18 protein-coding genes and 1 pseudogene are annotated in these 22,191 nt (G+C 52.8%); 7 read left to right on the plus strand and 12 right to left on the minus strand.

Annotation, left to right across the window (positions count from 1 at the left end; translation table 11 throughout):
* Window positions 1-29: 29 nt before the first annotated feature.
* A complete protein-coding gene (locus FW415_RS15100; RefSeq protein WP_148386522.1) occupies window positions 30-335 on the minus strand; it encodes a DUF6660 family protein in 306 nt (101 codons plus the stop codon).
* A 313-nt stretch (window positions 336-648) separates the two neighbouring features.
* Here FW415_RS15100 and FW415_RS15105 point away from each other — a divergent pair, with 313 nt between their 5' ends.
* Window positions 649-1,209, plus strand: coding sequence for a hypothetical protein (locus FW415_RS15105; protein ID WP_148386525.1), 561 nt, complete (start codon window positions 649-651; stop codon window positions 1,207-1,209).
* A 241-nt stretch (window positions 1,210-1,450) separates the two neighbouring features.
* Window positions 1,451-2,583, plus strand: a pseudogene (locus FW415_RS25780) (ATP-binding protein).
* On the opposite strand, the gene FW415_RS15115 reads toward FW415_RS25780, so the two are convergent.
* Complete coding sequence (locus FW415_RS15115; RefSeq protein ID WP_148386527.1) at window positions 2,532-3,839, minus strand: DEAD/DEAH box helicase; 1,308 nt, start codon at window positions 3,837-3,839, stop codon at window positions 2,532-2,534. The pseudogene FW415_RS25780 and the gene FW415_RS15115 overlap by 52 nt on opposite strands.
* 232 nt (window positions 3,840-4,071) lie before the next feature.
* Between FW415_RS15115 and FW415_RS15120 the strand changes: the two genes are divergently transcribed.
* From FW415_RS15120 to FW415_RS15130, 3 genes are all read left to right on the plus strand, one after another.
* On the plus strand, window positions 4,072-4,821 hold the full coding sequence (locus tag FW415_RS15120; RefSeq protein WP_148386530.1) for an acyl-CoA desaturase: 750 nt from the start codon (window positions 4,072-4,074) through the stop codon (window positions 4,819-4,821).
* Window positions 4,822-4,846: 25 nt separating this feature from the next.
* Complete coding sequence (locus FW415_RS15125; RefSeq protein WP_148386532.1) at window positions 4,847-5,122, plus strand: RNA-binding protein; 276 nt, start codon at window positions 4,847-4,849, stop codon at window positions 5,120-5,122.
* 173 nt (window positions 5,123-5,295) lie between these two features.
* Entirely contained in the window at window positions 5,296-5,481 is a 186-nt protein-coding gene (locus FW415_RS15130) for a hypothetical protein (protein WP_148386535.1), read from the plus strand.
* Window positions 5,482-5,489: 8 nt separating this feature from the next.
* Here the strand turns inward: FW415_RS15130 and FW415_RS15135 are convergent, their stop codons facing one another.
* A complete protein-coding gene (locus tag FW415_RS15135) occupies window positions 5,490-5,834 on the minus strand; it encodes an ArsR/SmtB family transcription factor (protein WP_371416987.1) in 345 nt (114 codons plus the stop codon).
* A gap of 134 nt (window positions 5,835-5,968) precedes the next feature.
* Between FW415_RS15135 and FW415_RS15140 the strand changes: the two genes are divergently transcribed.
* Both FW415_RS15140 and FW415_RS15145 read left to right on the plus strand, forming a co-directional pair.
* Window positions 5,969-8,302 (plus strand): family 10 glycosylhydrolase, encoded by a 2,334-nt coding sequence (locus FW415_RS15140; RefSeq protein ID WP_148386537.1) that lies wholly within the window; start codon window positions 5,969-5,971, stop codon window positions 8,300-8,302.
* A 13-nt stretch (window positions 8,303-8,315) separates the two neighbouring features.
* Entirely contained in the window at window positions 8,316-9,665 is a 1,350-nt protein-coding gene (locus tag FW415_RS15145; RefSeq protein ID WP_246858754.1) for a DUF5690 family protein, read from the plus strand.
* On the opposite strand, the gene FW415_RS15150 is transcribed toward FW415_RS15145, so the two are convergent.
* From FW415_RS15150 to FW415_RS15190, 9 genes are all read right to left on the minus strand, one after another.
* Window positions 9,637-9,999, minus strand: coding sequence for a DUF1304 domain-containing protein (locus FW415_RS15150; RefSeq protein WP_148386539.1), 363 nt, complete (start codon window positions 9,997-9,999; stop codon window positions 9,637-9,639). The genes FW415_RS15145 and FW415_RS15150 overlap by 29 nt on opposite strands.
* Window positions 10,000-10,082: 83 nt before the next feature.
* Window positions 10,083-11,024, minus strand: coding sequence for a glycerophosphodiester phosphodiesterase family protein (locus tag FW415_RS15155; RefSeq protein ID WP_148386541.1), 942 nt, complete (start codon window positions 11,022-11,024; stop codon window positions 10,083-10,085).
* A gap of 2 nt (window positions 11,025-11,026) precedes the next feature.
* Window positions 11,027-11,629 (minus strand): histidine phosphatase family protein, encoded by a 603-nt coding sequence (locus FW415_RS15160; RefSeq protein WP_148386544.1) that lies wholly within the window; start codon window positions 11,627-11,629, stop codon window positions 11,027-11,029.
* On the minus strand, window positions 11,616-13,037 hold the full coding sequence (locus tag FW415_RS15165) for an FGGY-family carbohydrate kinase (protein WP_148386546.1): 1,422 nt from the start codon (window positions 13,035-13,037) through the stop codon (window positions 11,616-11,618). Before FW415_RS15165 ends, FW415_RS15160 begins: the two co-directional genes overlap by 14 nt.
* A gap of 68 nt (window positions 13,038-13,105) precedes the next feature.
* Window positions 13,106-14,545: an FGGY-family carbohydrate kinase gene (locus FW415_RS15170; RefSeq protein WP_246858755.1), complete on the minus strand. Its 1,440-nt coding sequence runs from the start codon at window positions 14,543-14,545 to the stop codon at window positions 13,106-13,108.
* A 2-nt stretch (window positions 14,546-14,547) separates the two neighbouring features.
* Window positions 14,548-15,552, minus strand: a complete 1,005-nt coding sequence (locus FW415_RS15175) for an NAD(P)-dependent oxidoreductase (protein WP_148386550.1) — start codon at window positions 15,550-15,552, stop codon at window positions 14,548-14,550.
* Window positions 15,553-15,566: 14 nt separating this feature from the next.
* Window positions 15,567-16,838, minus strand: coding sequence for an MFS transporter (locus tag FW415_RS15180; protein ID WP_148386552.1), 1,272 nt, complete (start codon window positions 16,836-16,838; stop codon window positions 15,567-15,569).
* 34 nt (window positions 16,839-16,872) lie between these two features.
* The gene (locus FW415_RS15185; RefSeq protein ID WP_148386555.1) at window positions 16,873-18,612 is read right to left on the minus strand and encodes a RagB/SusD family nutrient uptake outer membrane protein; all 1,740 of its coding nucleotides are present in this window, start codon (window positions 18,610-18,612) and stop codon (window positions 16,873-16,875) included.
* A 53-nt stretch (window positions 18,613-18,665) separates the two neighbouring features.
* A complete protein-coding gene (locus FW415_RS15190) occupies window positions 18,666-21,896 on the minus strand; it encodes a TonB-dependent receptor (RefSeq protein ID WP_210420703.1) in 3,231 nt (1,076 codons plus the stop codon).
* Window positions 21,897-22,191 lie beyond the last annotated feature (295 nt).

The raw sequence follows: 22,191 nt of genomic DNA on the forward strand, positions 1-22,191 counted from the left end.
GGGAATGTTTACGGATAATGGGGGGGGAATCAGGCTTGCCGGGGTGGTTGCCAGCATGCATTGGCATAGTCGCTCACCGGGGGGCAGATGAATATCTCGGGAATGACCGGTAATACTGCCTGCCGGTGGAAAAAGCTGACCGCTTTCGGCAGGGCGGTGGTCACTGCACAGCAGGAGCAGATGCAGAAGGGGGAACAATGATCGAAATCCTCATGGTCCGCCAGGCCCGTGTGTATCTCCCCGCCTGCATTATCGCAGGCCGATTGCCGGTCTGTACAGGGAACACCTGAACAGAACAGTATCCAGATACTTAAAAAGAGGCTGAGGACCTTCATCTTTCAAAGCTATTGAATTGCCGGCAAGCGGCATAAATTTTTTTTACAAGGTCGTTGCAAAATGAAGGTGATGGGAGTGACAGGATCTTACCCTCTTTCTCCCTGGGTGTTTGTTGTGTTCTCCTTGTGTTGAGGTTGAGGCAGAGCGTTTTGCGAATTTAGTATCACTGCCCTGAAAATTGTCCTCTGCGGTATATTTTTTCTCCGCTGCGATATATCCTTTCGGAGATGGCTGTACGAATTTTGTAACTGTTAACGAAAAGTACTTGACGTTGATCAAACAAATATTTTTAAACCTTAAAATCCTGAAAAAATGAAACAGATCCGTAACAGTATCATGCGTGGCGCCAGCGGCGCCTTGGGCGATGAGCTCGTATTCCGGCAGCGTGCCGGCAAAACGGTGATCAGCCTGCCGGCGGTAACAAAGGAATATACGCCTACAACGGACCAGCTGGAAGTCCGGAATAATTTCCTGGAAGCCAGCCGGTATGCCAAAACCGTGCTTGCCGATCCCGCTCTGAAGGAAGCGTATGCGGCAAAATCCCCACTCGGTACGTCAGCGTTCAACACCGCGCTCGCCGATTTCTTCAAAGCCCCGGTGATCCTTTCGGTGGATACCGGTAATTATAACGGCTCCGCAGGCGGTACAATTGCCGTACTGGCGACAGACGACTTCAAAGTGCAATCCGTCCGTATATCGATCATCGATGCGGATGGCGCCATACTGGAAGAATGGCTTGCCGTTGCCGGAGTGCCCGGCTCCGATCTGTGGACGTACACGACGCTCAACAGTGCAGACATTGCAGGGGCAAAATTGAGCGTACAGGCGTACGACCTGCCGGGCAATGCCACCATTCAGGAAACGGCTTTGTAGGCCCGGACCGGGCGACAATTTAAGTCTAAACTCCACGAATATTTGTTAATTATCTGCTATGCGATGGGTGTGGTGTCAAGAAAAGGGGAGTAGACATTCCCCTTAAAATAATGTTCGATTGCGGCCTCCCGAACACTCAGGAGAATTAACCGCATTTCTAAAGTAGAGCATATGCTACTGGATAGGTGTTAAAAATTTGTTATGCTGTGGGTGGTTTTGCAAGTTAACGGGCTTCGTTAATTTGCACAGTTCCGATCAGGCAAAGCTCAACGAACCAGAAGCCTATTTTGATCTGCATAAAGGCAAACTCATCATCCTGGACGAAATTCAACGCGTACCTGGACTATTCCAAATATTGCGAGGTGTTATCGACCGCCAGCGCAGGCAAGGCCATCGAACAGGCCAGTTCCTTATTTTAGGTTCAGCCTCCCTCTATCTTCTAAAACAATCGTCCGAATCATTAGCAGGACGTATTGCCTATAAAGAGTTGCCCGGGCTTACCGTTTTTGAAATGATAGCGGCTCAATATTCAGGCGTCGAACAGCTGTGGTTACACGGCAGCTTCCCCGACAGCTTTCTGGCAAAGACGGATGCAGCCAGCTTACGCTGGCGCATGAACTTCATCAGCACATATCTTGAAAGAGATGTACCTCAGTTCGGTTCCCGTATTCCTGCTACCAGTCTACGTCTTTTGTGGACGATGTTGGCACATAGCCAGGGCGGCCAACTCAATACTGCACAAATCGATACAAACCTCGGTGTTGCAACGTCCACTGCGAGGCGCTATATCGAATTACCGGAAGATCTTCTGCTTATACGAACACTGCGTCCCCGGGTTGGTAATATCGGTAAACGGCTGGTGAAAGCCCCGAAAGTATATATACGTGATAGTGGATTAACACCCTGCTAAACCTGCAAACACAGGATGATCTCCTTGGGCATCCAGTAGTTGGAGCTAGCTGGGAAGGGTTTGTGATTGAAAATCTTCTTTCCTGTTTGCCTGTTGGTGTTACCCCTTGGTTTTACCGCACTTCTGCTGGGGCGGAAATAGATCTTGTGATTGAGCATAGCCCAAAGAAGAAATATGCTATAGAAATAAAACGCTCCTTAGTTCCCACATTATCAAAAGGCTTTCATTCAGGATGCGAAGACGTTGGAGCCACAGAGCGTTTTATTGTTTATCCCGGCAATGATTCTTTCCCTGCTGCACATAATGTAACAGTTTTGCCGATATCAGATATGATGAAGAAATTGAAGAATAGCGTAGACTTTACCAGTCTGACAGCTGATAATGATCGATACATGCCCTGCTGTGGAAAATATCAGGGATTCTGCGGTTTGCTGTCTCTTTCGCCTTTGTTTTTTGCATGCTGATGGCCCGGGCGTTTGCCGCCATGAGGCTTGCCGCCTTTACGGTAACCACCTTTTCCCTGCCGGTTGCCGCCTCCGCCACCACCGCCGCCGGATTTGCGGCTTTTCGGCTGGTACACCGGTGCGGGGCCAAAGGCTTCGGGTACGGGGTTTTTTACGACCTCATGCCCCAGCAGTTGTTCGATGCGGGAGAAACGGCCTTGTTCCCTGGGTGTGATAAAAGTATAGGCGGTGCCGTCTGTCGCGGCCCTGGCGGTACGGCCGATGCGGTGGATGTAATCTTCCCCGTCGTTCGGCACATCATAATTGATCACGAGATCAATATCCTCGATATCGATACCGCGGCTCAGAATGTCCGTCGCCACGAGTATGTTGAGCTTTTTGTTCTTGAAGTCCAGCAGCGCCTGTTCCCTTTTATCCTGCTCCAGGTCCGAGTGGATCTCTTCCACCGAGAACCTGGCCTTTTTGAGGAGCTGGGACAGCTGTTTCACATTCTGTTTCCTGGAGCAGAAGATGATCACGCTTTCTTTGGGCCGGCCTTCCAGCACATGTTTGATCAGCGGGGCTTTTTGGTCCTCATGCACAACAAAAGCCTCCTGCACGATCTTTTCCGGCGGTTTGGAGATCGCTATGTTCACCTGTTCTGGATCTTTAAGGATCTTCAGGGCCAGTTTGCGCATCTTGTCCGGCATGGTAGCGGAGAAAAGCAGGGTTTGCCGGTCTTTCGGCAGATAGGAGATGATCTTTTCGATATCATCATGAAAACCCATATCCAGCATGCGGTCGGCTTCATCCAGCACCAGGTATTTCAGTCCCTGCAGCTTCACATAGCCCATATTGAGGTGGGCGATCATGCGGCCGGGGGTGCAGATCACGATATCCGCACCGGAAGACAGCGCTTTCTTCTCCAGCGCAAAGGAATTACCGTCACCACCGCCATATACGGCAATGGAACTGATATTCGTGAAATAAGACATTCCCTCCAGCGCCTGCGCGATCTGTACCGCCAGTTCCCTGGTGGGCACAATGATCATGGAATTGATCTGATTCGCATCGTGCGTATGGGTAAGGAGGTTCTGAATTACGGGAAGGAGGAAGGCGGCCGTTTTACCTGTGCCGGTCTGAGCCGAAGCGATCAGGTCTTTACCGGATAGAATGATGGGGATCACTTGTTCCTGAACCGGTGTGGCGGTGGTATATCCCATCGCATCTATGCCATCCAATAGATCATCGTCGAAGTCAAAATCGTAAAAATGCAAGGTAATTATACTTTTTATTTAATATATAGGTACGTAAAGATACACGAATATCGGCTATTTGAGGCATTGTGATTTGTTTAACATTATTTTAGCTACCTTTAGATAGTAATAAAAGCTACAACTACTTATTTCTGCTGCAAATCTGCGATAGCTCACACCTTTCCAGCTTACGTTCCTGGTTTCTCCTCCGGAGATTTTATTACCCGCGATTTTTCATCAATTTTTCGTTTTCATGTTTATCATTATTTTTTTTATTGCCATCTGGTATTTATCACTGTTTTCCCAGACTTTTCTGCAACACCGTTATGCTTCGCATGGTGCCTTTCAGATGAACAAGTTCTGGGAACGGGTCTTTTATATATTTGCTTATATCACCCAGGGCTCTTCCTATATGAGCCCCAGAGCTTACGCGATCATGCACCGCATGCACCATGCGTACACAGACACGGAGCTGGACCCGCATTCGCCAAGTTATTCGAAGAACGTATTTTCCATGATGTGGCGTACCAGCCGCATATACCGTCAGATCTTCCACGGAAAGATGAAGATAGAGGAACGTTTTACGAAGAACCTGCCTGACTGGCGGAAGTTCGACAAGTTTGCCAGTTCCGGCTGGAGCCGGTTGTTATGGGTGGCGGCCTATGTGTTGCTGTTCGTTTTCTTCGCCTCTTCTCCCTGGCTCTTCCTGTTGTTGCCGGTGATCATTGCCATGGGTGCTGTTCACGGAGCTATTATCAACTGGTTTGCCCATAAATTCGGGTACAAGAACTATACGCTGAAAAATACTTCTTCCAATCTGCTGCGCATGGATGTGCTGATGCTGGGAGAATCCTATCACAACAATCACCACAAACATCCGTCGTCTATCAATTTCGGTATCCGGAAATATGAACTCGACCCCGTGTACTATATCATTCTGCTGCTGAAATGGATGCGTATAGTGAAAGTACCGGTATTGGCAAGGCTGCGGGCCGATTTTTAAAAAGCACACATTTAAACACAATTATATGAACATTTACGTATCCAATCTTTTGTCTTATTTCAAGGATGAAGATTTACACAGCCTGTTTGCCCCCTTTGGGAATATCGTTTCCAGCAAGGTGATCATGGACAGGTACACCGGCACCTCCAGGGGGTTCGGATTTGTTGAAATGTCCACTGCGCCGGAAGGCCAGGAGGCGATCAAACAACTTGATGGCAAAGTGATTGACGGGAGGGCAATTGGTGTTTCCGTTGCAAAGGAGCGCTCTGAAAAGTCCGGTTCCGGCAGGAGTTTCCGCTAATATTGCCTCGCATATACAAAAACAATCTGCCGCTCCGGGTTCCGGGGCGGTTTTTTTATGGTAAGCTGGCGGCGAAACAGTCCGGTCAGTGGCGGCCCTTTAGACTTGCCTGGGCGAAAGCCCGGCCCGTTTTTCTATTGGGTTAATTCCGCAAAAAAGCGTAAAATTGAAAGATGAAATGGTGGATACTTTTATTGATCAATGTCGCCGTATTCTTTGCATTCGCCGTTTTGGGCGATCTTTGGTGGTTGGAAAAGCCCTATAGCCATAAACTTCTGCTCAACTGGGCCGTCAAAGCGCTGCTGATCGGCGGTATTTTCACGTTTTTGTTCCGGCAGCGCAAAGAACGGTCTATCTGACCGTCCGGCTATCCCTTCGTATTTTTCTTCTTCGCCGTTTTTTGCCCTTTTGCCAGGAAGCTCTCCAGGGCATCCAGTTTTCCCGTCCAGAAGGTGCGGTATTGTTCCGCCCAGGAGGCCACGGCCTTAAGCTGTTGAAGCCGGGCTTCGCAATATCGTTCCCGGCCCTGCTGCCGGATGGTGATCAGCCCGCATTCGGTGAGGATGCGGATATGCCGGGAAATAGCGGGCCTGCTGATGTCAAAATTGTCTGCTACCGCGTTCAGGTTCAGGGGTTGCCTCGCCAGCAGGTCGATGATCTTCCGTCTGGTGGGGTCCGCGATGGCCTGGAATACGTCTCTTCTCATTTCCATATAAAAACATTAATTACGAAACCTTCTGGTTACAAACCTACGGAAATTTATTTTGGGTGGCGATAACGGCGAACGTTCGTGAGTTGATCTTAGTAAGGGAAAGCTCTTATTGTTTCAACCAAAATCCCCGTTTAATGCCTGAATTTCTACGTATCCTGATCTTATGCGCTTTGTTTCCCCTTTTTACGATCGCGCAGACAGCGCCCAAGCGGGAACTGCGGGGCGCCTGGGTGGCCACTTATTTTGGCATCGACTGGCCCAACAGAACGCAGACCCCGGCCCAGCAACGCGCTGCCTTCATCACCATTGCGGACCATCACAAGGCTACCGGCCTGAATGCCTTGTACGTACAGGTGCGCAGCCAGTGCGATGCGATGTACAACAGCGCCATAGAGCCCTGGTCGTCCGACCTTACCGGTACCCAGGGCTTAGCGCCGGACCCTTTGTGGGACCCGATGGAATTTGCCATCGAAGAATGCCATAAACGCGGCATCGAGTTCCATGCCTGGGTCAATCCGTACCGCGCCGTGGGAAATTCGAACAACCTGCCAGTGTTCGCGGAAAGCCATGTGGCCAAACAACATCCGGAATGGCTGCTCAGCCAGGGTACCTTGCGGGTGCTGGACCCCGGCCTCCCGCAGGTGAGGGATTATATCACCAGTGTGATCGATGATATTGTTACCCGTTACGATGTGGATGGCATCCACTTCGATGATTACTTCTATCCCGGTTCCCCGTCTACTTTCAATGATGATGCTACTTACGCCGCGGACCCCCGCGGGTTTACAGACCGGGGCGACTGGCGCAGGGATAATATCAGCCTGCTGATCAAACGCCTCTACGACACCATTAAAGCGGTAAAGCCCTGGGTGAAATTCGGCATTTCGCCTTCCGGTATTTATCGTAACAGTACCGACCCCGCCATCGGTTCACCCACTTCCGGCCTGCAACACTATGCTACGCTGTATGCGGATACCCGCAAATGGCTGGAAGAAGGCTGGGTGGATTATATCATGCCGCAGGTGTACTGGTATATCGGCCAGCCCGGCGCCAACTACGCCGCTTTGATCCCCTGGTGGAACAGTCATGCGTATGGCCGCCACATTTACATCGGCATGGCCGGTTATAAGGTGAATGATGCCGCGCAGGCCGCGCCCTGGAAGGAGCCCACACAGATACCGGACCAGATGCGCATGAACCGGGACAGTGCTTACCCTCATATTTACGGCCAGTCGATCTACAATACCGGCAGCCTGCGGTCCACTACCCGTTTGGGCTTCCGCGACTCCCTGCGCCTGCATTTCTACAACAGGCCGGCCCTGCAACCCACCATGCCCTGGCGGGACGCGGTGTCGCCGGACGCACCTATTGCGCTGAATGCCTTCCCGCATGCGGGCGATTCCGTGACGCTCAATTGGGTGAACATGGCCAGCACCACAGATGAGATGAACCGGGCCAGACAGTTCGTGATCTACCGCTCTACGTTACCGCAGATCGATACCGCTGCCTCCGGCGATCTGCTGGCGATCACGCTGCAGGACGAAACCTCATTCACCGATACGGCCATCGAGCCGAACACAACATATTACTATGCGGTAACGGCGGTGGACCGGTTCCACAATGAAAGCAGCCCCTCCAATCTCACCGCCAGCCTGGCGCCGCAGATCATTTGTCCGGATACGACCCTGCTGATCAATGCCGATGCGGCCTGCTCCATCACGATACCGGATTACCGTTCCCTGGCGCAGGTCAGCGATCCAGCCGGTGTGAGCTATACGCAGCTGCCAACACCGGGCAGCATCGTGCAGGGGCATCAGCTGATCCGGCTGATCGCCACCAATGCCGGCGGGAAGTCGGATACCTGCGGTATCACCATGCTGGCAGGGGACAGCATCGCACCGGTGATCTCCGGCGTCAGCACAGACCCGTCTATCATCACCATAGCCAACAACCAGATGAAACCTGTAACGGTGAACTACAACGTTTCGGATTGCAGTCCGGTTTCGACTACCCTGACCGTCACCAGCAACGAGCCGATCACTGCGGCTGACTGGGAAGTGGTGAATGATCACCAGGTAAGGCTGCGCGCTATGCGTGCTATCTTTGGGAACGGGCGTATCTATACGATCACCATCACGGCAACGGATAGTGCAGGTAATGTGAGCACAGCGAATGCGGAAGTGCTTGTACCGGGCAACAAACCATGGACCTCCGGTGGCGGCCTGGCGGTTGTGGCGGTGCCGAACCCGACCCTGCATCAGTTCGTATTGCTCATGATCAGCAAAGATCCGCAACCGATCAGCATCCGTGTACTGAATAACAGCGGCCAGTTCGTTGAAAGCCGCGATAATATCGCACCGAACAGCACGCTCCGTATCGGCGCCAGCTACCCGGCCGGTATCTACTACGTAGAGATCCTGCAAGGCACGAAACGCCAGATACTGAAACTCATCAAAATAGGAAACTAAAGTCTAGCATATATTGATTCACCCCGCAGGGCTGTTCACTACGGTGGACGGCCCTTTTTTTACCTTTTATGCTTTTAACACCGTATCTTCCATGTATATGTTCACCAAACGCCAGATCTGGACCGCGATCTTTGCGGCCATCACCAGTTTCTCTGCCTACACTGCTATCTTCACGTTTCGCAAAGCCTTCAATGTGGCGGCTTACGAAGGGCACACCCTTTTCGGGATGGACTACAAGATCGTGCTGGTGATCACACAGGTATTGGGATACATGGCCGCCAAATTTTACGGCATCCGTTTTATTTCGGAAATGAAGCGGGTACGCAGGCATATGCTGATCTTTTCGCTGGTCGGCATGTCATGGCTGGCATGGCTGATGTTTGCGCTGATGCCGCCGCCGTACAATTTCTGGTGCCTGTTCCTCAATGGTTTTCCGCTGGGCATGTTATGGGGCGTGGTGTTCTCCTATGTGGAAGGGCGGCGTACGACAGACCTGATCAGCGCGGCGCTGGCCGTGAGTTTCATTTTTGCATCAGGACTGGCCAAAACAACGGCGCAATGGGTGATGGATGCCTGGACGGTCAGTGAATACTGGATGCCTTTTGTGGTAGGCTGCATCTTTATGCCGGTGCTGTTTGTATTCGTTATTCTGCTGGAAAAAATTCCGCCGCCGGACGAGGCGGACATTCAACAGCGGATGGACCGCAAACCGATGGCCAAAGCGGAGCGCAGTGCGCTGCTCCGGAGTTTTCTGCCCGGTATCTTTGCGCTGGTGGTCATTTATATACTGGTTACCATTCTCCGGGAGATACGGGACAGCTTTATGGCGGATATGTGGCGGGAATCAGGCGTGGCACTGGAAGCCGGTGTTTTTGCGAAGACGGAAACCACCATTTCCCTCATCATCCTTGTACTGATCGCCGCCATGATCTGGATGCGCAATAATTTCCGGGCGTTCATGCTGGCGCAGGGGATGATGCTGGCGGGTTTCATTATCGCCCTGGGCGCCACCATCCTTTATCAGCGTTTGCAGCTGCAGATGTATGGCTGGATGCTGATGGTGGGGCTTGGGTTGTATATGGTCTACATTCCTTTCAACAGTATTTTGTTCGACCGGTTCATTGCTACTTTCCGTTTTGCCGGGAATGTAGGGTTCCTGATATACATTGCCGATTCTTTCGGATACCTGGGAAGCGTGGGCGTGCTGCTGTCGAAAACCGTATTCAACCTGCAGGCCAACTGGCTGCAGTTCTACATGCAGCTGGTGATGGTCACCGGGCTGGCCGGTATCACCGGTACACTGGTGTCTATGCTGTATTTTTCCCGCAAATACTTTAAAGCACGAAGATCAGGAGAATTGTGACCAGTGCGGGGAGCGCCTGTATGAAGAATATCTTCCGGGAGGCGGACAAGGCGCCATAAATACCCGCCACGGCTACGCAGGATAAAAAGAAGACCGCTACATGCTGCTGCCATGCCACGTCATCGATGAACAGGCTCCATATCAATCCCGCCGCGAGGAACCCGTTATATAAACCCTGATTGGCTGCCAGTACTTTTGTGGGTTCGAAGAGTTCTTTGGGGATCTGCCGGAAGACCTTCGGGCCGCGGGTTGTCCATGCGAACATTTCGAGGTAAAGGAAATACAGGTGCAGGAAGGCGATGATGCAGATGAGGACGAGGGTGATGATGGCCATGGGGATGTGGTTTTGAATGATAAATATACAGGAAAAAGCCCTCTCTTGCGAAAGGGCTTACGTTAGCATATTTATCTGATGACTCAAATTACTTTCTTCCCAAAAAACTTCTCCTTCCTGCTCTTCCCCGGCAGCAAGGTCTTAATTGCTTCCGCAGCCTCAATTGAACGGTCTGCTTCGATCAGGCTGGCGCCGTCGCGGATGATAGCGCGGTAGGCGTTGGCACGCTCTTCCGCGGAAGTCAGCTTGTCGTACGTAGGCGCGGTGGAGATCATGCACATGACGCCGCGTTTGTTCAGGTTGGCGTAAAGGGGCTTCAGCTCCGGTTTGTTATCCGGACCAACATACGCCATGATGTGCGTCCAGGGGATGCCGAGGGCTTCGTATTCTTCGAGGGCCTTTTGTGTTTTTACGAAAGCTTCAAAAACGATCTCCTTGTTGCGGTCGTGATACCACTTTGCTTCTTTTGCGTTGTGTACGGTGACCATAACGTGAGCTTCCGCTTTATGTTTGGCGATGATGGCCGCCGTCATGTCGAAAGGCACATCTTTTTTATCCAGTATCAGCACGGTTTTTCCCTTGCTCCAGATAATCGCTTCCTCCAGGGTGGGGATGCGGAAGCTGGTGACATTGCCTTCCACATCTTTGAGGAACAGTTGTTTCAGTTCCGCCAGCGTATAGTCGCCTACTTTCCCTTTACCGGTGGTGGTGCGGTTCAGTGTGGCATCATGCATCAATACGATCACGCTGTCTTTTGTGAGGCGCGGGTCGATCTCGAAAGTGGCGGGAGTATGGCGCAGGGTGTTCTCGAATGCTTCGATGCTGTTTTCCGGGAAGCCCGCATTTACGCCGCCGCGGTGGCCGCTGATGAAGGGAATGTCTTTACCGGTGTATTTGAAGAATGCCCGCAGGTCTTTGGCTGTTTTGATGTTCAGCACATTGATCGTATGATCCTGTGCAAATGCAGCGCTGCTCAGGGCTATCGCCACACCACAGGCCGCGAGTTTTTTATACCATGCTATCATGATCAGAATTTTGAATTAAGGTGTTCTAATGTAAAGGAGCCGTCGGCAGACAGTTTGAACATGGTGATGGAGGCATTGTCCTGCACCAGCATGCGGTAATTCTTCAGCGGCATGCCCAGCTTGTAGGCGAGGTACAGCCGGTTCACGCCGTTATGCGCGGCTACGAGGATATTGCCGGATGTATGTTTCTGCACCAGTTCGGAAAAGAAGTCGTCCACGCGGGTAACGATCTCCAGGCCGGTTTCGCCGGTGCCGCCTGCGCGGTGAGTGCCGGGGTCATTCATCCAGTTGGTCCACAGCGAAGGGTTTTCGGCAATGAACTCTTCTTTGGTCTTTCGCTCCCAGTCCCCGAAATCCGCTTCAATCAGCCGCTGGTCTTTTTGTACATCCACGCCGGATGCAATAACCGCAGTCATGAAAGCGCGTTCTAACGGCGAGGAGTAAACGCCGTCGAAGGTGATGCCTTTCAGCTGGTCGCGCACCAGCTCCGCCTGTTGTATGCCTCTGGCGGTCAGTGAAATGTCCGATCTGCCGCAGTAGCGGTTATTGTCTGCATTCCAGGCGGTTTGTCCGTGCCGTAATAGAAAAATATCAAGCGTATTCATAACCTGAAATGTATCCTTTTTCTTTGAGTGCCTGTATGAATTTTATGTAATTATTTTCGTACACCGCCATGATGGCAGGAGCGGGTTTTACTTCCTTTTCGATCTGCGTCATGGCCGCAGCGGCTTCCATGATGGACGAGAAATGTGTTTTGGACGCGGCGAGGATGGCGGCGCCTGTAGCGCCCGTTACATGTTTCATCTTGTATAACGGAAGGTTCAGCACATTGCTCCTGATCGTCAGCCATACGGCGCTGTTGCTGGCGCCTCCGGCGGTGAATACGGCTTTTACTTTCTCGCCGGACAGCTGTTCGATGACTTCGTAGGCATATCTTTCGATATAGGCAACGCCCTCCATGCCTGCGGCAAAGCGTTCGGCGGCGGACAGTCCATCCGGCTCAAATCCCCTTGCCTGCGGTGCGATGAACGGGAAGCGTTCGCCCTGCTGCATCAGCGGCCAGGAGAGATGTGATGTGGGCATGATGGCTGCGGCGGCTTCGTTCAATGCGGACAGGTCGTCATTAAAATGCTTTGTTACCCAATCCGCGCCGGTATTGCTGGCGCCGCCGGGCATCCAGTAACCTTCCGGGTGGCGGTGGCAGTAGAGCCGGCCTTCGGGATCCTTGATCTGGCGGGTGGTCACGCCTTTCACTACCAGGGTAGTGCCGATGGTAGTGTTCCAGTCGCCGGGGTTCACCGCGCCGGAGGCGATCTGCGAAGCGCAGCCATCCGTCATCCCGGCTACAACAATTACCTCATTGCCCAGGCCCGGGATGTTGCGGACCTTGCCGGCCGGTGTGCCCGAGGGCACCACTTCCTGCAGCCATTCCTGCTTCAGCGGCAGTTGTCCGGTGATATAAGCCGGCCAGCACTGCTGTTCCACATCGTAGCCGGATTTCAGCGCATTGGTGTAATCCGTGATGTCAAACCGGCCGCACAGTTTGCCGATAATAAAATCGGCTGCATGGATGAATTTATACAGCTGCGGCACCTTCTCCGGAAAGTTGTTGAGGAACCACAGCATTTTGGGCAGTCCGCTGCTGGTATTGAACGCCGTGTAGCCCTGATCGTGATACTTCAGCGCTGCGGCTTTGCAGGTGTTGCCTTCTTCCACCTGCCGGCCATCGCTGTACATGATGGCGTTATGCAGCGGCTGAAGGTCTTTTCCCATAGGGATGATGGTGCCGGAGGTGGAGGTGACGGACACTGCTTTTACGGCGGAGAGGTCACTGTCAGCCGCCAGTTGTTGCAGGCAGCGCAGGCAGGCATCCCACCAGGTATCGGGGGACTGTTCTTCCCGGGAAAGGGAGAACTGTTCTTCCCGGCTGCCCAGCAGGTCCCCGGTATCGTTCATCAGCACTACGCGCGCGCCCTGGGTGCCTACATCGATCCCTATAAATTGATTGAGCATAAGTTTTGCTTGTTCTGAATTAAAAGCGGTCGTCGGAAATGTAGCGGGAGGGCCTCATTTCCTGACGATCAGCACATGTTCCTGAAATATCCCCTTGTTTTTTCCCATTCCGCATACAGTGCGGCGTAATGTTCCTGCTCCTGCGGGTACACTACTTCAATGCTGTCATCCATGGGAACGTTCAGCTGCAAGGCCTGGTTGCAGATCAATGCTCCACCGATGGCGGAGGATTGTTGGAAGGCCTGGCGTATCTGTACTTTTTTACCGGTGAGATTGGCGATCAGCTGGCGCAGCACTTTGCTTTGCAACCCGCCGCCACAGGCCCAGATGTAATCCGGGCGATGGCCGTCCACTTCCGCGAGAATGTGGTAGTTCCTGGAAATGGAACAGGCGATGTCGAAAATGGTGGCCCATACAAAGGAGCCGCGGGTAAGCAGATGAGAAACCGGCGCCGGGAAGATGAAGCCGCCGCGGGTAAGCGGCACCTCTTCGTCCGCCAGCAGAGAGCCGAGGGAAGCCATGCAGAACGTATGTTTGTTCTCCGTTAATTCCTTTTCTATAATATCGTATCCTTCATTCGGGTAGAAAATCTCTTTCAGGCGCTGGTAATTCAGTCCCGTTACGCCTGCGTTCGCTTCGAACACAAAGCGGCCGGGTTCAATATCCCTGCTGGTCCACGTACGTTCTTCCGCATCCAGTTTATACGTGCCGGTGAGTTTTACGATCGGTGTTGTAGTGCCGGATACGATCACCATATCATCCACAGCAGGCCGGGTGCTTTTAATAGCGAGCTGCGTATCCCCGCCGCCAATAACGATGCCAACGCTGTTGTTCAGTCCAAGTTGCGCGGCTACCTCCGGCAGTATGTTGCCCGGCATGGTGGCGGAATCCGCGATTTCCGGCAGCAGCGCCATGTTTAGCCCGAAAACGCCGCACAGTTCCTGCGACCATTGTTTGCGGGCCACGTCGTACAGCAGTGTTTCCGAGGCCTGGGAATGCTCGTATCGGATCAGGCCGCTCATTTTATATTCTATCCAGTTGCTGATGCTGAGGAAAGTCTGGCAGGCCTCCCATATGGCAGGTTTGCGTTCCCGGATACCCACCAGCTTCATTGCGGAAAAAAGGGAAGTGGGGTAGCGGCCGGTCAGATGGTACACGCGGCTTTTGTCTTTCATGATGGATTCCCATTCCCTTCCCCGATGGTCGATATTGGGGAGGCCGATGAGGGACGCGCCGTCCTTGCCGATCAGCACGATGCCTTCGCGCTGGCTGGTGGCGGTGATGGCTTTTACCGAAGCGGCGGGAACGGATGCCAGCACTGTTTTTGCGAGGCGCAGCACCTGTTGCCACAATTGCTCCGGCTCAAAGTACAGCGCATCCGGGTAATCATTATCCTTGATGTAAACGATATCCTCTCTGGCAACACCCAGCACCTGACCGTTCTGTGCGGCCGCAGCCACGCGTACGTTTCCCGTGCCGATGTCTACAATTATATATGAATCCTGCATCGTCATTGCATATGTGCTTTTAGTATGGCCTTGTTCGATAGTTCCGCGATCTGCCGGTTGCCCCTGGCAAACCACTGGTACAACGCCGTGTTCATGATCTCTACGTGATGGTCTTCCACTTCAAACGTGGCGCCGGCGATATGTGGTGTGGCGATCACGTTCGGATGGTCGATGATGCGGTAATCCGTTTCATCAGGCGGCTCATTGTCGAACACGTCGAGCACAGCGCCACGGATCGCCTGTTTTTCCAGCACATCCAGCAGATCCTCCCGTTTCACCACTACCGCGCGGGCGGTATTGACAAAAATGGCATCTTTTTTCATCTTATTCAACAGGCTGGCGTTGATCATGCCTTTTGTCTCCGCGGTAACGGGCAGGTGAATGGACACGATGTCGCTCGTTGCAAAGACTTCTTCAATCCCGAGTTTACGGTATGACTTATCGTATTCCGTTACATAGGGGTCGAAGAACTGGATGTTGCAGGGGTAGTTGCGCACCAGTTTGGCGATCAGTTGCCCGATGGCGCCAAAACCTATCATACCGATGGTTCTCCCGGCAAGTTCATTGCCTTTGAAGTGGAGGTACGAATCATGTGCGCCGGCCTGCCAGTTGCGGCCCTTCAGCCAGTCGATCCCCGGAATGGTCTTGCGCAGCAACATGATAACGTTGGAGATGAACATTTCCGCCACCGCCTGCGCGTTCCGTGCAGGGGTGAAGAATACGGGAATGCCCAGTTCCGATGCCTCGCTTACGGCCACGTTGGAAGGCGTGCCACGGCAAACGCCGATGAACTGCAAATGGGGATTGGCTTTGATAACGGCAGCGGTCACCAGGTCGTGCTCCGTGATCAGCGCTTCCGCTTTGGTGGAAGCCAGCAGTTCCAGCAGTTCTGTTTCGTTATATGCTCTTCCGTTGGGTTTCCAGGATCTGTAGATAATTTCGCCGAATTGCTGTTCAAGTACTTTCAATCCCTTCTCATGATAGGGAGCTGTAATCAATATTCTCATGCTGTAATAATTTGTCAGGTTGTTTGCAGTGCTGCCTTGCTGTTATGATGATGCAGGGTCTTTGCATTATCGGGCAGTGTAATGAAACGTGTCAGCACTGCACTGATCACGTAGAGCGCGGCGAGTATCCAGATCACGCCTTCTTCTCCAAGGCTGCCGATGAATATGCCCACGATAGCTGGTCCCACGAATACGGGGAGACCGGCGCCGAGGTTCAGTATGGCCATGGCAGCGCCTTTGTCTTTTTTTACCAGCGAGGGCACGAGTGCGGACAGCGGCACATATCCGGCCAGTAACGCGCCCCAGAGCACACCGGCGGCCATTACCATCCAGAAGTTGCCACCCCAGATCTGCGGCGCATAGAAGAATAATAATGTACTGATTGCGCAGCCGACGCCGCCGAACCACATGACGGTATTGCGCCATCCCACCCGGTCGCCCACGAACCCGAAGATCAGGTTGAAAATGATGTTGGCGGTGAAGATGGTGCCCCAGATCTGCAGCCATTGCGTGGTATCAAAACCATGCCTGGCCATGTACATCGGCAGGAATACCGGAAAGGCGAACTGCGCGGTGGTGTTGATGATGCGTACGATACCGCCCAGCAAAACCTTGGGTTCTTCCTTAACGATCGTCAGCCCCTTCATCAGTTCTTTGGCCTGCGAGCCGGAGGCGGCGGTCTTTTTGGCCTGCGGCTTGTTGAGCACCAATGCGAACAATGCGCCCAGCAATGCCCAGAAGAGCGAGGTCCATAAGGTGTTCAGATGCCCGAACTTCAGGATGGCCCAGCTGGAATAGTAGGCGCCGAGCACGTTCAGCCCGCCGGTGAATACGAACCAGAACCAGCCGACAGCCCGGCCAAGCTGGTTTTGCGGGCTTACATACGCGATCCACACCAGGAAAGAATAGGCAAAGAGCGGGTAACCGAAGCCCCGTAATGCATACGTCAGCAGCATTACGGGGTAATTCAGTTCCGGCATGCCATATCCCACAAAGCCGACCGTACCGAGGATGTACAGCACAAGCCCCATGAACATGGTGCGTTTGACGCCGTATCCTTCCGCGAGCACGCCGGAAAACCAGGCAGAAATGGCAATGGTGATCCCGTACACGGTGAACAGGGTGGCGGATTGCTGTACCGTCATTCCGTGATCGACCAGGTAAGGGCTCAGCCATCCCTGTTCGATTCCATCGCCCATCATGAAGATCATGATGCCGATATAGCCCCAGAGCAACTGCTTTGGTATGCCGGCTTTGTCAAATAATGTTTCGTTGTTGGTTGACATGCTTGTATCAGTTTTTGTTATTTCAAACGCGGGATCAGTTTGGCCAGCCCGGGTTCGGCCCCAGGTTGCTATTCAGGATGATCTCGTTATACGGGATCGGGTAAAAGTATTTATAGTCTTCGAATTTACGCTCCAGGTTATCGAACAGGATGAGGTTGCCGCTGGTGCCTCCCGAGAGTTTGAACTGTACGTTGTCGATCAGGAAGTAGTACACACCGGGCACTTTGTCTGCCGGAATGGTGGTGACGAAGCAGACATCCATTTTGCCGTCTTCGTTCAGGTCCATCAGGGTATTGAGGGCGGGCACATACATGCCGTCATACTGTTTTTCCAGCAGTGTTGCCGTTCTCCAGCGCAGGAGGTCATCATACCGGAAGCCTTCCAGTGCCAGCTCAATGCCGCGTTCCCGGCGGATCTCCAGCAGGGCGGCGTCGGTGATCTGCGGAAAGTAGTTTTGCTGCAGGTAGGTGTCGGCCACTGCGGGGAAGGGCGCTGCGGTAATGCCGGCACGCTGGCGCAGGAGAGCGATGGTGGCGTTCCAGTCTGCCTGGCTGAAGGTGCCGAGTTCTGCTTTGGCTTCCGCGTAGTTCAGCAGCACTTCGGCATAGCGGATGATGGGAAGAGAATTGAAGTTCTCCGCCACACCATCCGTAGCCTTGGAGTCCACAGCCACTTTGATAGGCATATAGCCTGTATAGGTATAGGTGAAATCAGGGGGTGCTGCCGCTCCGTCCCGGGTATAATCGCCGAGGCGGATGGATTGTTTGAGGCGCAGGTCACGGTCCTTTACCTCGGTGACGAAGGGGATGCTGTTATAGCCGGCCTGCGCGGTGAACGGTGTACCGTCGGTTTTCAGATAGGTATTGATGAAGGTTTTGGTAAAGCTGTACCTGCCGCCGTAGGTGGCGCTGGTCCAATACCAGTTGGCGTCATTGAATACGCGAAGGCTTTTGCTGTTCACGGCGGCGAGCATGATCTCGGTATTGTTCGGCGTTTCGTTGATGAACAGGTTCCGGTAATTCTTGTCCGCTGCCCCGCTGGTGAGCAGTCGATATTGATTGCCTGTCATCACCAGGTTTGCGGCGTCAACGGCTTCGGTCAGCCAGGCATCTGCCGTGGCGGAAAGGTTGAGCTGGGGGTGGTATTTGCGGAAGGTGCCTTCAAACAGGCATATCCTGGATTTCAGCGCCAGCGCAACCCAGCGTGTTACCTGGGAGGCGGTATTGTCTTTCGTGTTCCGGATGTTGGTGCAGGCAAAGTCGATATCGGCCAGTACGCTGTCCATGACCAGTGTACGCGGATCGCGGCCTTTGTAGAGGTCCGGATCATCTACGCCAAGTGTCTTGTTATAGTAAGGCACATCACCGAATTTCTTCACCATTTCAAAATAGAACCATGCGCGGAAGAAACGGGCGAGACCGATGTAATGGTTCCGGGCTTCATCTGTGATCTTCGCCTGCCCTACATGTTCGAGGAAGTAGTTTACCTTGCGGAGGTTTGCCCAGCTCCAGCCGGAGGCCTGCGTGGAGCTGAAAGTGCCGTAGATATAGTTGGAAATGGTACGGCCAACAAGGTAGTCGCTCAATGCATCGCTTCTGGAAATATCCGTACCGGTGGGCAGGATGAGATAAAAGGAGTTCGCGTAGAGCTGGAGATCTTTTTCCGTGTTGAATGCGTTGGCGGGAGACAGTTTGTCGAATGGCTTCAGGTCCAGGTCCTGCTTGCAGGCTGTGAGCGCCGCCATAGCTATGAGTATATGAAAAATGCGTTTCATCTCTTCGTTTTTTTAGTGAATGCCTTTCAGATCGTTAGTCTGATTGGTAAGGACTATTTGAATGTCACGTTGACGCCTACGGTGTAGGTTTTCATCATCGGGTAGGCCATCCCGTTGCCGGCGCCGCTGGCCAGCTCCGGGTCTGCCCCTTCGATCACTTCCGGATCAAGCGTTTTCACGTTCCGGTACATGGGGCTCCAGGTCCAGAGGTTTTGCCCGGTCACATAAATACGGGCATTGGCGATGCCTGCTTTTTCCACCCAGGAGCCGGGAAGGGTGTAACCGAGACTGAGGTTTTTCAGCCGGATGTATGCAACGTTCTGCAGGTATTTGCTTTGCGGCACTCTCAGCTGCGCACGGGAGTTGAGCGCCGTATAGCCGCGCAGGCGGGGGAAGTAGGTGTCCGGGTTCTCTTCCGACCAGATGTTGTTGACCACATCTTCAGGATGCCAGCTATATGGACGGTTAAAGGCGCCCCAGAAGAGCGAGTTGTCGGTTCCCGGCCAGAAATCACGCTTGCCTACACCCTGTACGAAGAGCGAGAAGAAAATGCCTTTCCATTCCATGTTGGAGGTGAAACCGTAAGTGTAGCGCGGTTGCGTATTGCCGATGATCGCCCTGTCTCCCGGATCGGAGAGCGAGCCGGCGCCTTCGTTGATCTTTTTGTCGCCGTTCAGGTCCTTGAACTTGATATCGCCGGGCAAGGGCCTGTTGGCGGCGGATACACGGATAAAGCTCTGGTCGATGCCGCGGTTATTCACCTCGTCCATATCCCGGTAATAGCCATCATTCACAAAACCCCAGACATCGCCTACCGTCATGCCTTCATAATAGGTATTGATGAGGCCGAGCGGATTGTTGAAGCGGGTGATGGTGCTTTTGTTGTCAGACAGTACGAAACGTACATCGTAGGAGAAAGGTTGTGTTCCTTTGGTACGGTCTTTCCAGCCGATGGAAAGCTCCCAGCCTTTGGTTTCCAGGTCTGCATAGTTGCCCTTAGGCTCACTCGCGCCGAATACGGAAGGGAGGGGCAAGCCGGTGGTGAACATGTCGGTCGTCTTGCGGGTGTACCAGTCGAATGTAGCATTCAGGCGATTGTTCAGGAAAGCGATATCTGTACCAAAGTTCAGTGTGGTGGCTTTTTCCCAGGTCAGCCCATCGGGTACAACGCCCGGTTGCTGCGTATAATCCGGCCGGATGCCGTTCAGCACACGCGCCAGCTGGGCTACGGACATGGTTTCAAGGAACTGGTAGGGAGAGATGTTGCCGTTCCCGAGGGTACCGTAAGAAGCGCGCAGTTTGAAATCGCTGATGGTATTCACCGGCAGCGTCCAGAATTTTTCACGGGACACGCGCCAGCCTGCTGAAGCGGAAGGGAAGAAGCCCCATTGCTGGTTTTGCGGGAACTTGGAAGTTCCGTCATACCGGCCGTTCACTTCGAACAGGTAACGTTCATCAAAGATATAGTTCAGGCGGAAGAAGCCGCCGATCGTTCTCCACTCACTGCCGCCGCCGCGCAGGATGAAGTTCATGCCGTTCATCAGCGAGAAATCCGGCAGGGCATTATTGAGCAGGCCATCTCTTTGCATATACCGGCTTTTCAATAAGGAATGCTCATAGTTGTAGCCGATCATGCCTTTGAAATAGTGCCTGTTAAAGGTCTTTTCGTAGTCGGCATAGATATTCGCAGCGATATAGCTGGTCTTGCCATCGTCTTCGTTCATTTTGCTTTCCCCGCGTTCCAGCATGACGTCCGGTCTTTTGCTGTAGGGAACCGGGGTGTACAGGCGGGTTTCCACGTTGTTCTGGCGGGATAGGGTAAGGTCGCCATTCACATGCATCTTGTTCTCGAAGAAGCTGGCGGTAAACCGGGAAGTGTTCCGGATCAGTTGCCTGGATTCTTCGGAGTAGTTGTTGCCGGAAATGAAGCTGCCGAAAACGATCGCCGCATTTTCTGTGAGGGTGCCGTCAGGATTGCGGAGCATGGCAACGGGAAATGCTTCGTCCGAAATCCTTCTCCAGACGGGCGTGTTGCCCGGGTGGTTGAGGATGGGGAAGAAGTAGTCCATTTGAGAAAAGAAGAGATCGTTCTCCACCTTCAGCCAGGGGAATGCCTGTACGGAGCCGCGGGCCCTCAGGTTGTAGGTGGAAAAGTTATCGGGATTGTAGCGGAAAACGCCTTTCTGGGCCATGTAGCGGCCGGAGAGATAATAGTTGACGTTCTTGCTGCTGCCGGATATGCTCAGGTTGTGCTCGGTAGAAGGATTGGCATCTGCATACAGCTCCTTCATCCAGTCGGTATTACCATAATATACATAGTCCCCGGTAGCCGGATTGATGTCAACCTTCGGCAGGGAAGGGTCTTCGTCCCGGCGTTTCAGTTCATCCAGGTAATCCAGTGAGAAGGGGAATACAGAATTGGCTTTCTGCGGATGGGAAGCGTAGTCGTTCCAGGAGGAGAAAGCTTCATCAAAGTGTTTGGCCCATTGGTAGCCATTGGTGACCAGTTTGGGTTTGATGGTGCGTTCGTTGAGAGATACGCTGCCGGAATAATTTACGGTGGTTTTGTCTTTTACGGGATTTTTGGTGGTGATGAGTACCACGCCGAAAGTGCCCCGGGAGCCGTAGATGGCCGCTGCTGCGGCATCTTTCAGCACGGTCACGCTTTCAATGTCGTTAGGATTGATGAGATTGGGATCTCCCGGCACGCCATCTATCAATATCAATGCGCTGCCGCCGGCGCCGATGGAAGTGGTGCCGCGAACGTTGTAGGTGGCGCCGCGAATGGGTTTGCCATCGGTCATGCGGATGTTGAGGTTAGGGATCACGCCCTGCAGGCCGCGGGTAACATTGGTCAGCGGCCTGTTCTCAAACACTTCGCTGCCCACCTGGTCTACCGCGCCGGTGAGATTGATCTTCTTCTGGGTCCCGTAACCTACTACAACCAGTCCTTCCAGGTCCTTGGCGGCAGGGGTGAGTTGCACATTAATGGTGTTGCGGTTTCCGGCAACAATTTCCTGTTCGGCAAAGCCGATGAAAGAAAATACCAGCACAGATTGTTCCCCGGGGATGGTCAGCTGATAACGGCCGTTTTCGCCGGTGGTGATGCCGGTATTACTGCCTTTGATCCGCACATTGACGCCGATAAGGACTTCGCCCTTGTCATTCGTCACCGTTCCGCGTACTGTTCGTTGCGTCTGTCCGTTCATAACTCCGGGCAGTACCAGCAGCAAAAGGCCCAGCATGTACCTGCGGCACATGGTAGTGAAGCTTTGATTGCTCATGTTTGATAGTGTTTTTTTTGGTTTTACATTCATCAGTTTGAATAAATAAGTGGTGCGATAACTGATGGTTCATATCAGTCGTGGAATCTGAGCTGCTGTGGAATCTTTAAATACTTTCTTCAATAAAAGTAGAAATTAAACTTAATTAAACAAAATTAAATTAAAGTTAAGCAATTGTTAAACCAATATTAAGCGAATGAAAAGAATCGAAAACACTTGAAAATAAAAGAAAGACAGCTGGTTAGCGGAAATTTAATATTGCGCCCAGGCTTTATTGCATGATATGTTTATATTA

It is taken from the genome of Chitinophaga sp. XS-30 (genome assembly GCF_008086345.1).
In the GTDB taxonomy this organism is placed as follows: domain Bacteria; phylum Bacteroidota; class Bacteroidia; order Chitinophagales; family Chitinophagaceae; genus Chitinophaga.

Excerpts from the sequence above, each read along its gene's own strand:
- FW415_RS15100 (WP_148386522.1), bottom strand. The coding sequence starts at position 335 with ATGAAGGTCCTCAGCCTCTTTTTAAGTATCTGGATACTGTTCTGTTCA.
- FW415_RS15105 (WP_148386525.1), top strand. The coding sequence starts at position 649 with ATGAAACAGATCCGTAACAGTATCATGCGTGGCGCCAGCGGCGCCTTG.
- FW415_RS15120 (WP_148386530.1), top strand. The coding sequence starts at position 4,072 with ATGTTTATCATTATTTTTTTTATTGCCATCTGGTATTTATCACTGTTT.
- FW415_RS15125 (WP_148386532.1), top strand. The coding sequence starts at position 4,847 with ATGAACATTTACGTATCCAATCTTTTGTCTTATTTCAAGGATGAAGAT.
- FW415_RS15130 (WP_148386535.1), top strand. The coding sequence starts at position 5,296 with ATGAAATGGTGGATACTTTTATTGATCAATGTCGCCGTATTCTTTGCA.
- FW415_RS15135 (WP_371416987.1), bottom strand. The coding sequence starts at position 5,834 with ATGGAAATGAGAAGAGACGTATTCCAGGCCATCGCGGACCCCACCAGA.
- FW415_RS15140 (WP_148386537.1), top strand. The coding sequence starts at position 5,969 with ATGCCTGAATTTCTACGTATCCTGATCTTATGCGCTTTGTTTCCCCTT.
- FW415_RS15150 (WP_148386539.1), bottom strand. The coding sequence starts at position 9,999 with ATGGCCATCATCACCCTCGTCCTCATCTGCATCATCGCCTTCCTGCAC.
- FW415_RS15155 (WP_148386541.1), bottom strand. The coding sequence starts at position 11,024 with ATGATAGCATGGTATAAAAAACTCGCGGCCTGTGGTGTGGCGATAGCC.
- FW415_RS15160 (WP_148386544.1), bottom strand. The coding sequence starts at position 11,629 with ATGAATACGCTTGATATTTTTCTATTACGGCACGGACAAACCGCCTGG.
- FW415_RS15165 (WP_148386546.1), bottom strand. The coding sequence starts at position 13,037 with ATGCTCAATCAATTTATAGGGATCGATGTAGGCACCCAGGGCGCGCGC.
- FW415_RS15170 (WP_246858755.1), bottom strand. The coding sequence starts at position 14,545 with ATGCAGGATTCATATATAATTGTAGACATCGGCACGGGAAACGTACGC.
- FW415_RS15175 (WP_148386550.1), bottom strand. The coding sequence starts at position 15,552 with ATGAGAATATTGATTACAGCTCCCTATCATGAGAAGGGATTGAAAGTA.
- FW415_RS15180 (WP_148386552.1), bottom strand. The coding sequence starts at position 16,838 with ATGTCAACCAACAACGAAACATTATTTGACAAAGCCGGCATACCAAAG.
- FW415_RS15185 (WP_148386555.1), bottom strand. The coding sequence starts at position 18,612 with ATGAAACGCATTTTTCATATACTCATAGCTATGGCGGCGCTCACAGCC.
- FW415_RS15190 (WP_210420703.1), bottom strand. The coding sequence starts at position 21,896 with ATGAGCAATCAAAGCTTCACTACCATGTGCCGCAGGTACATGCTGGGC.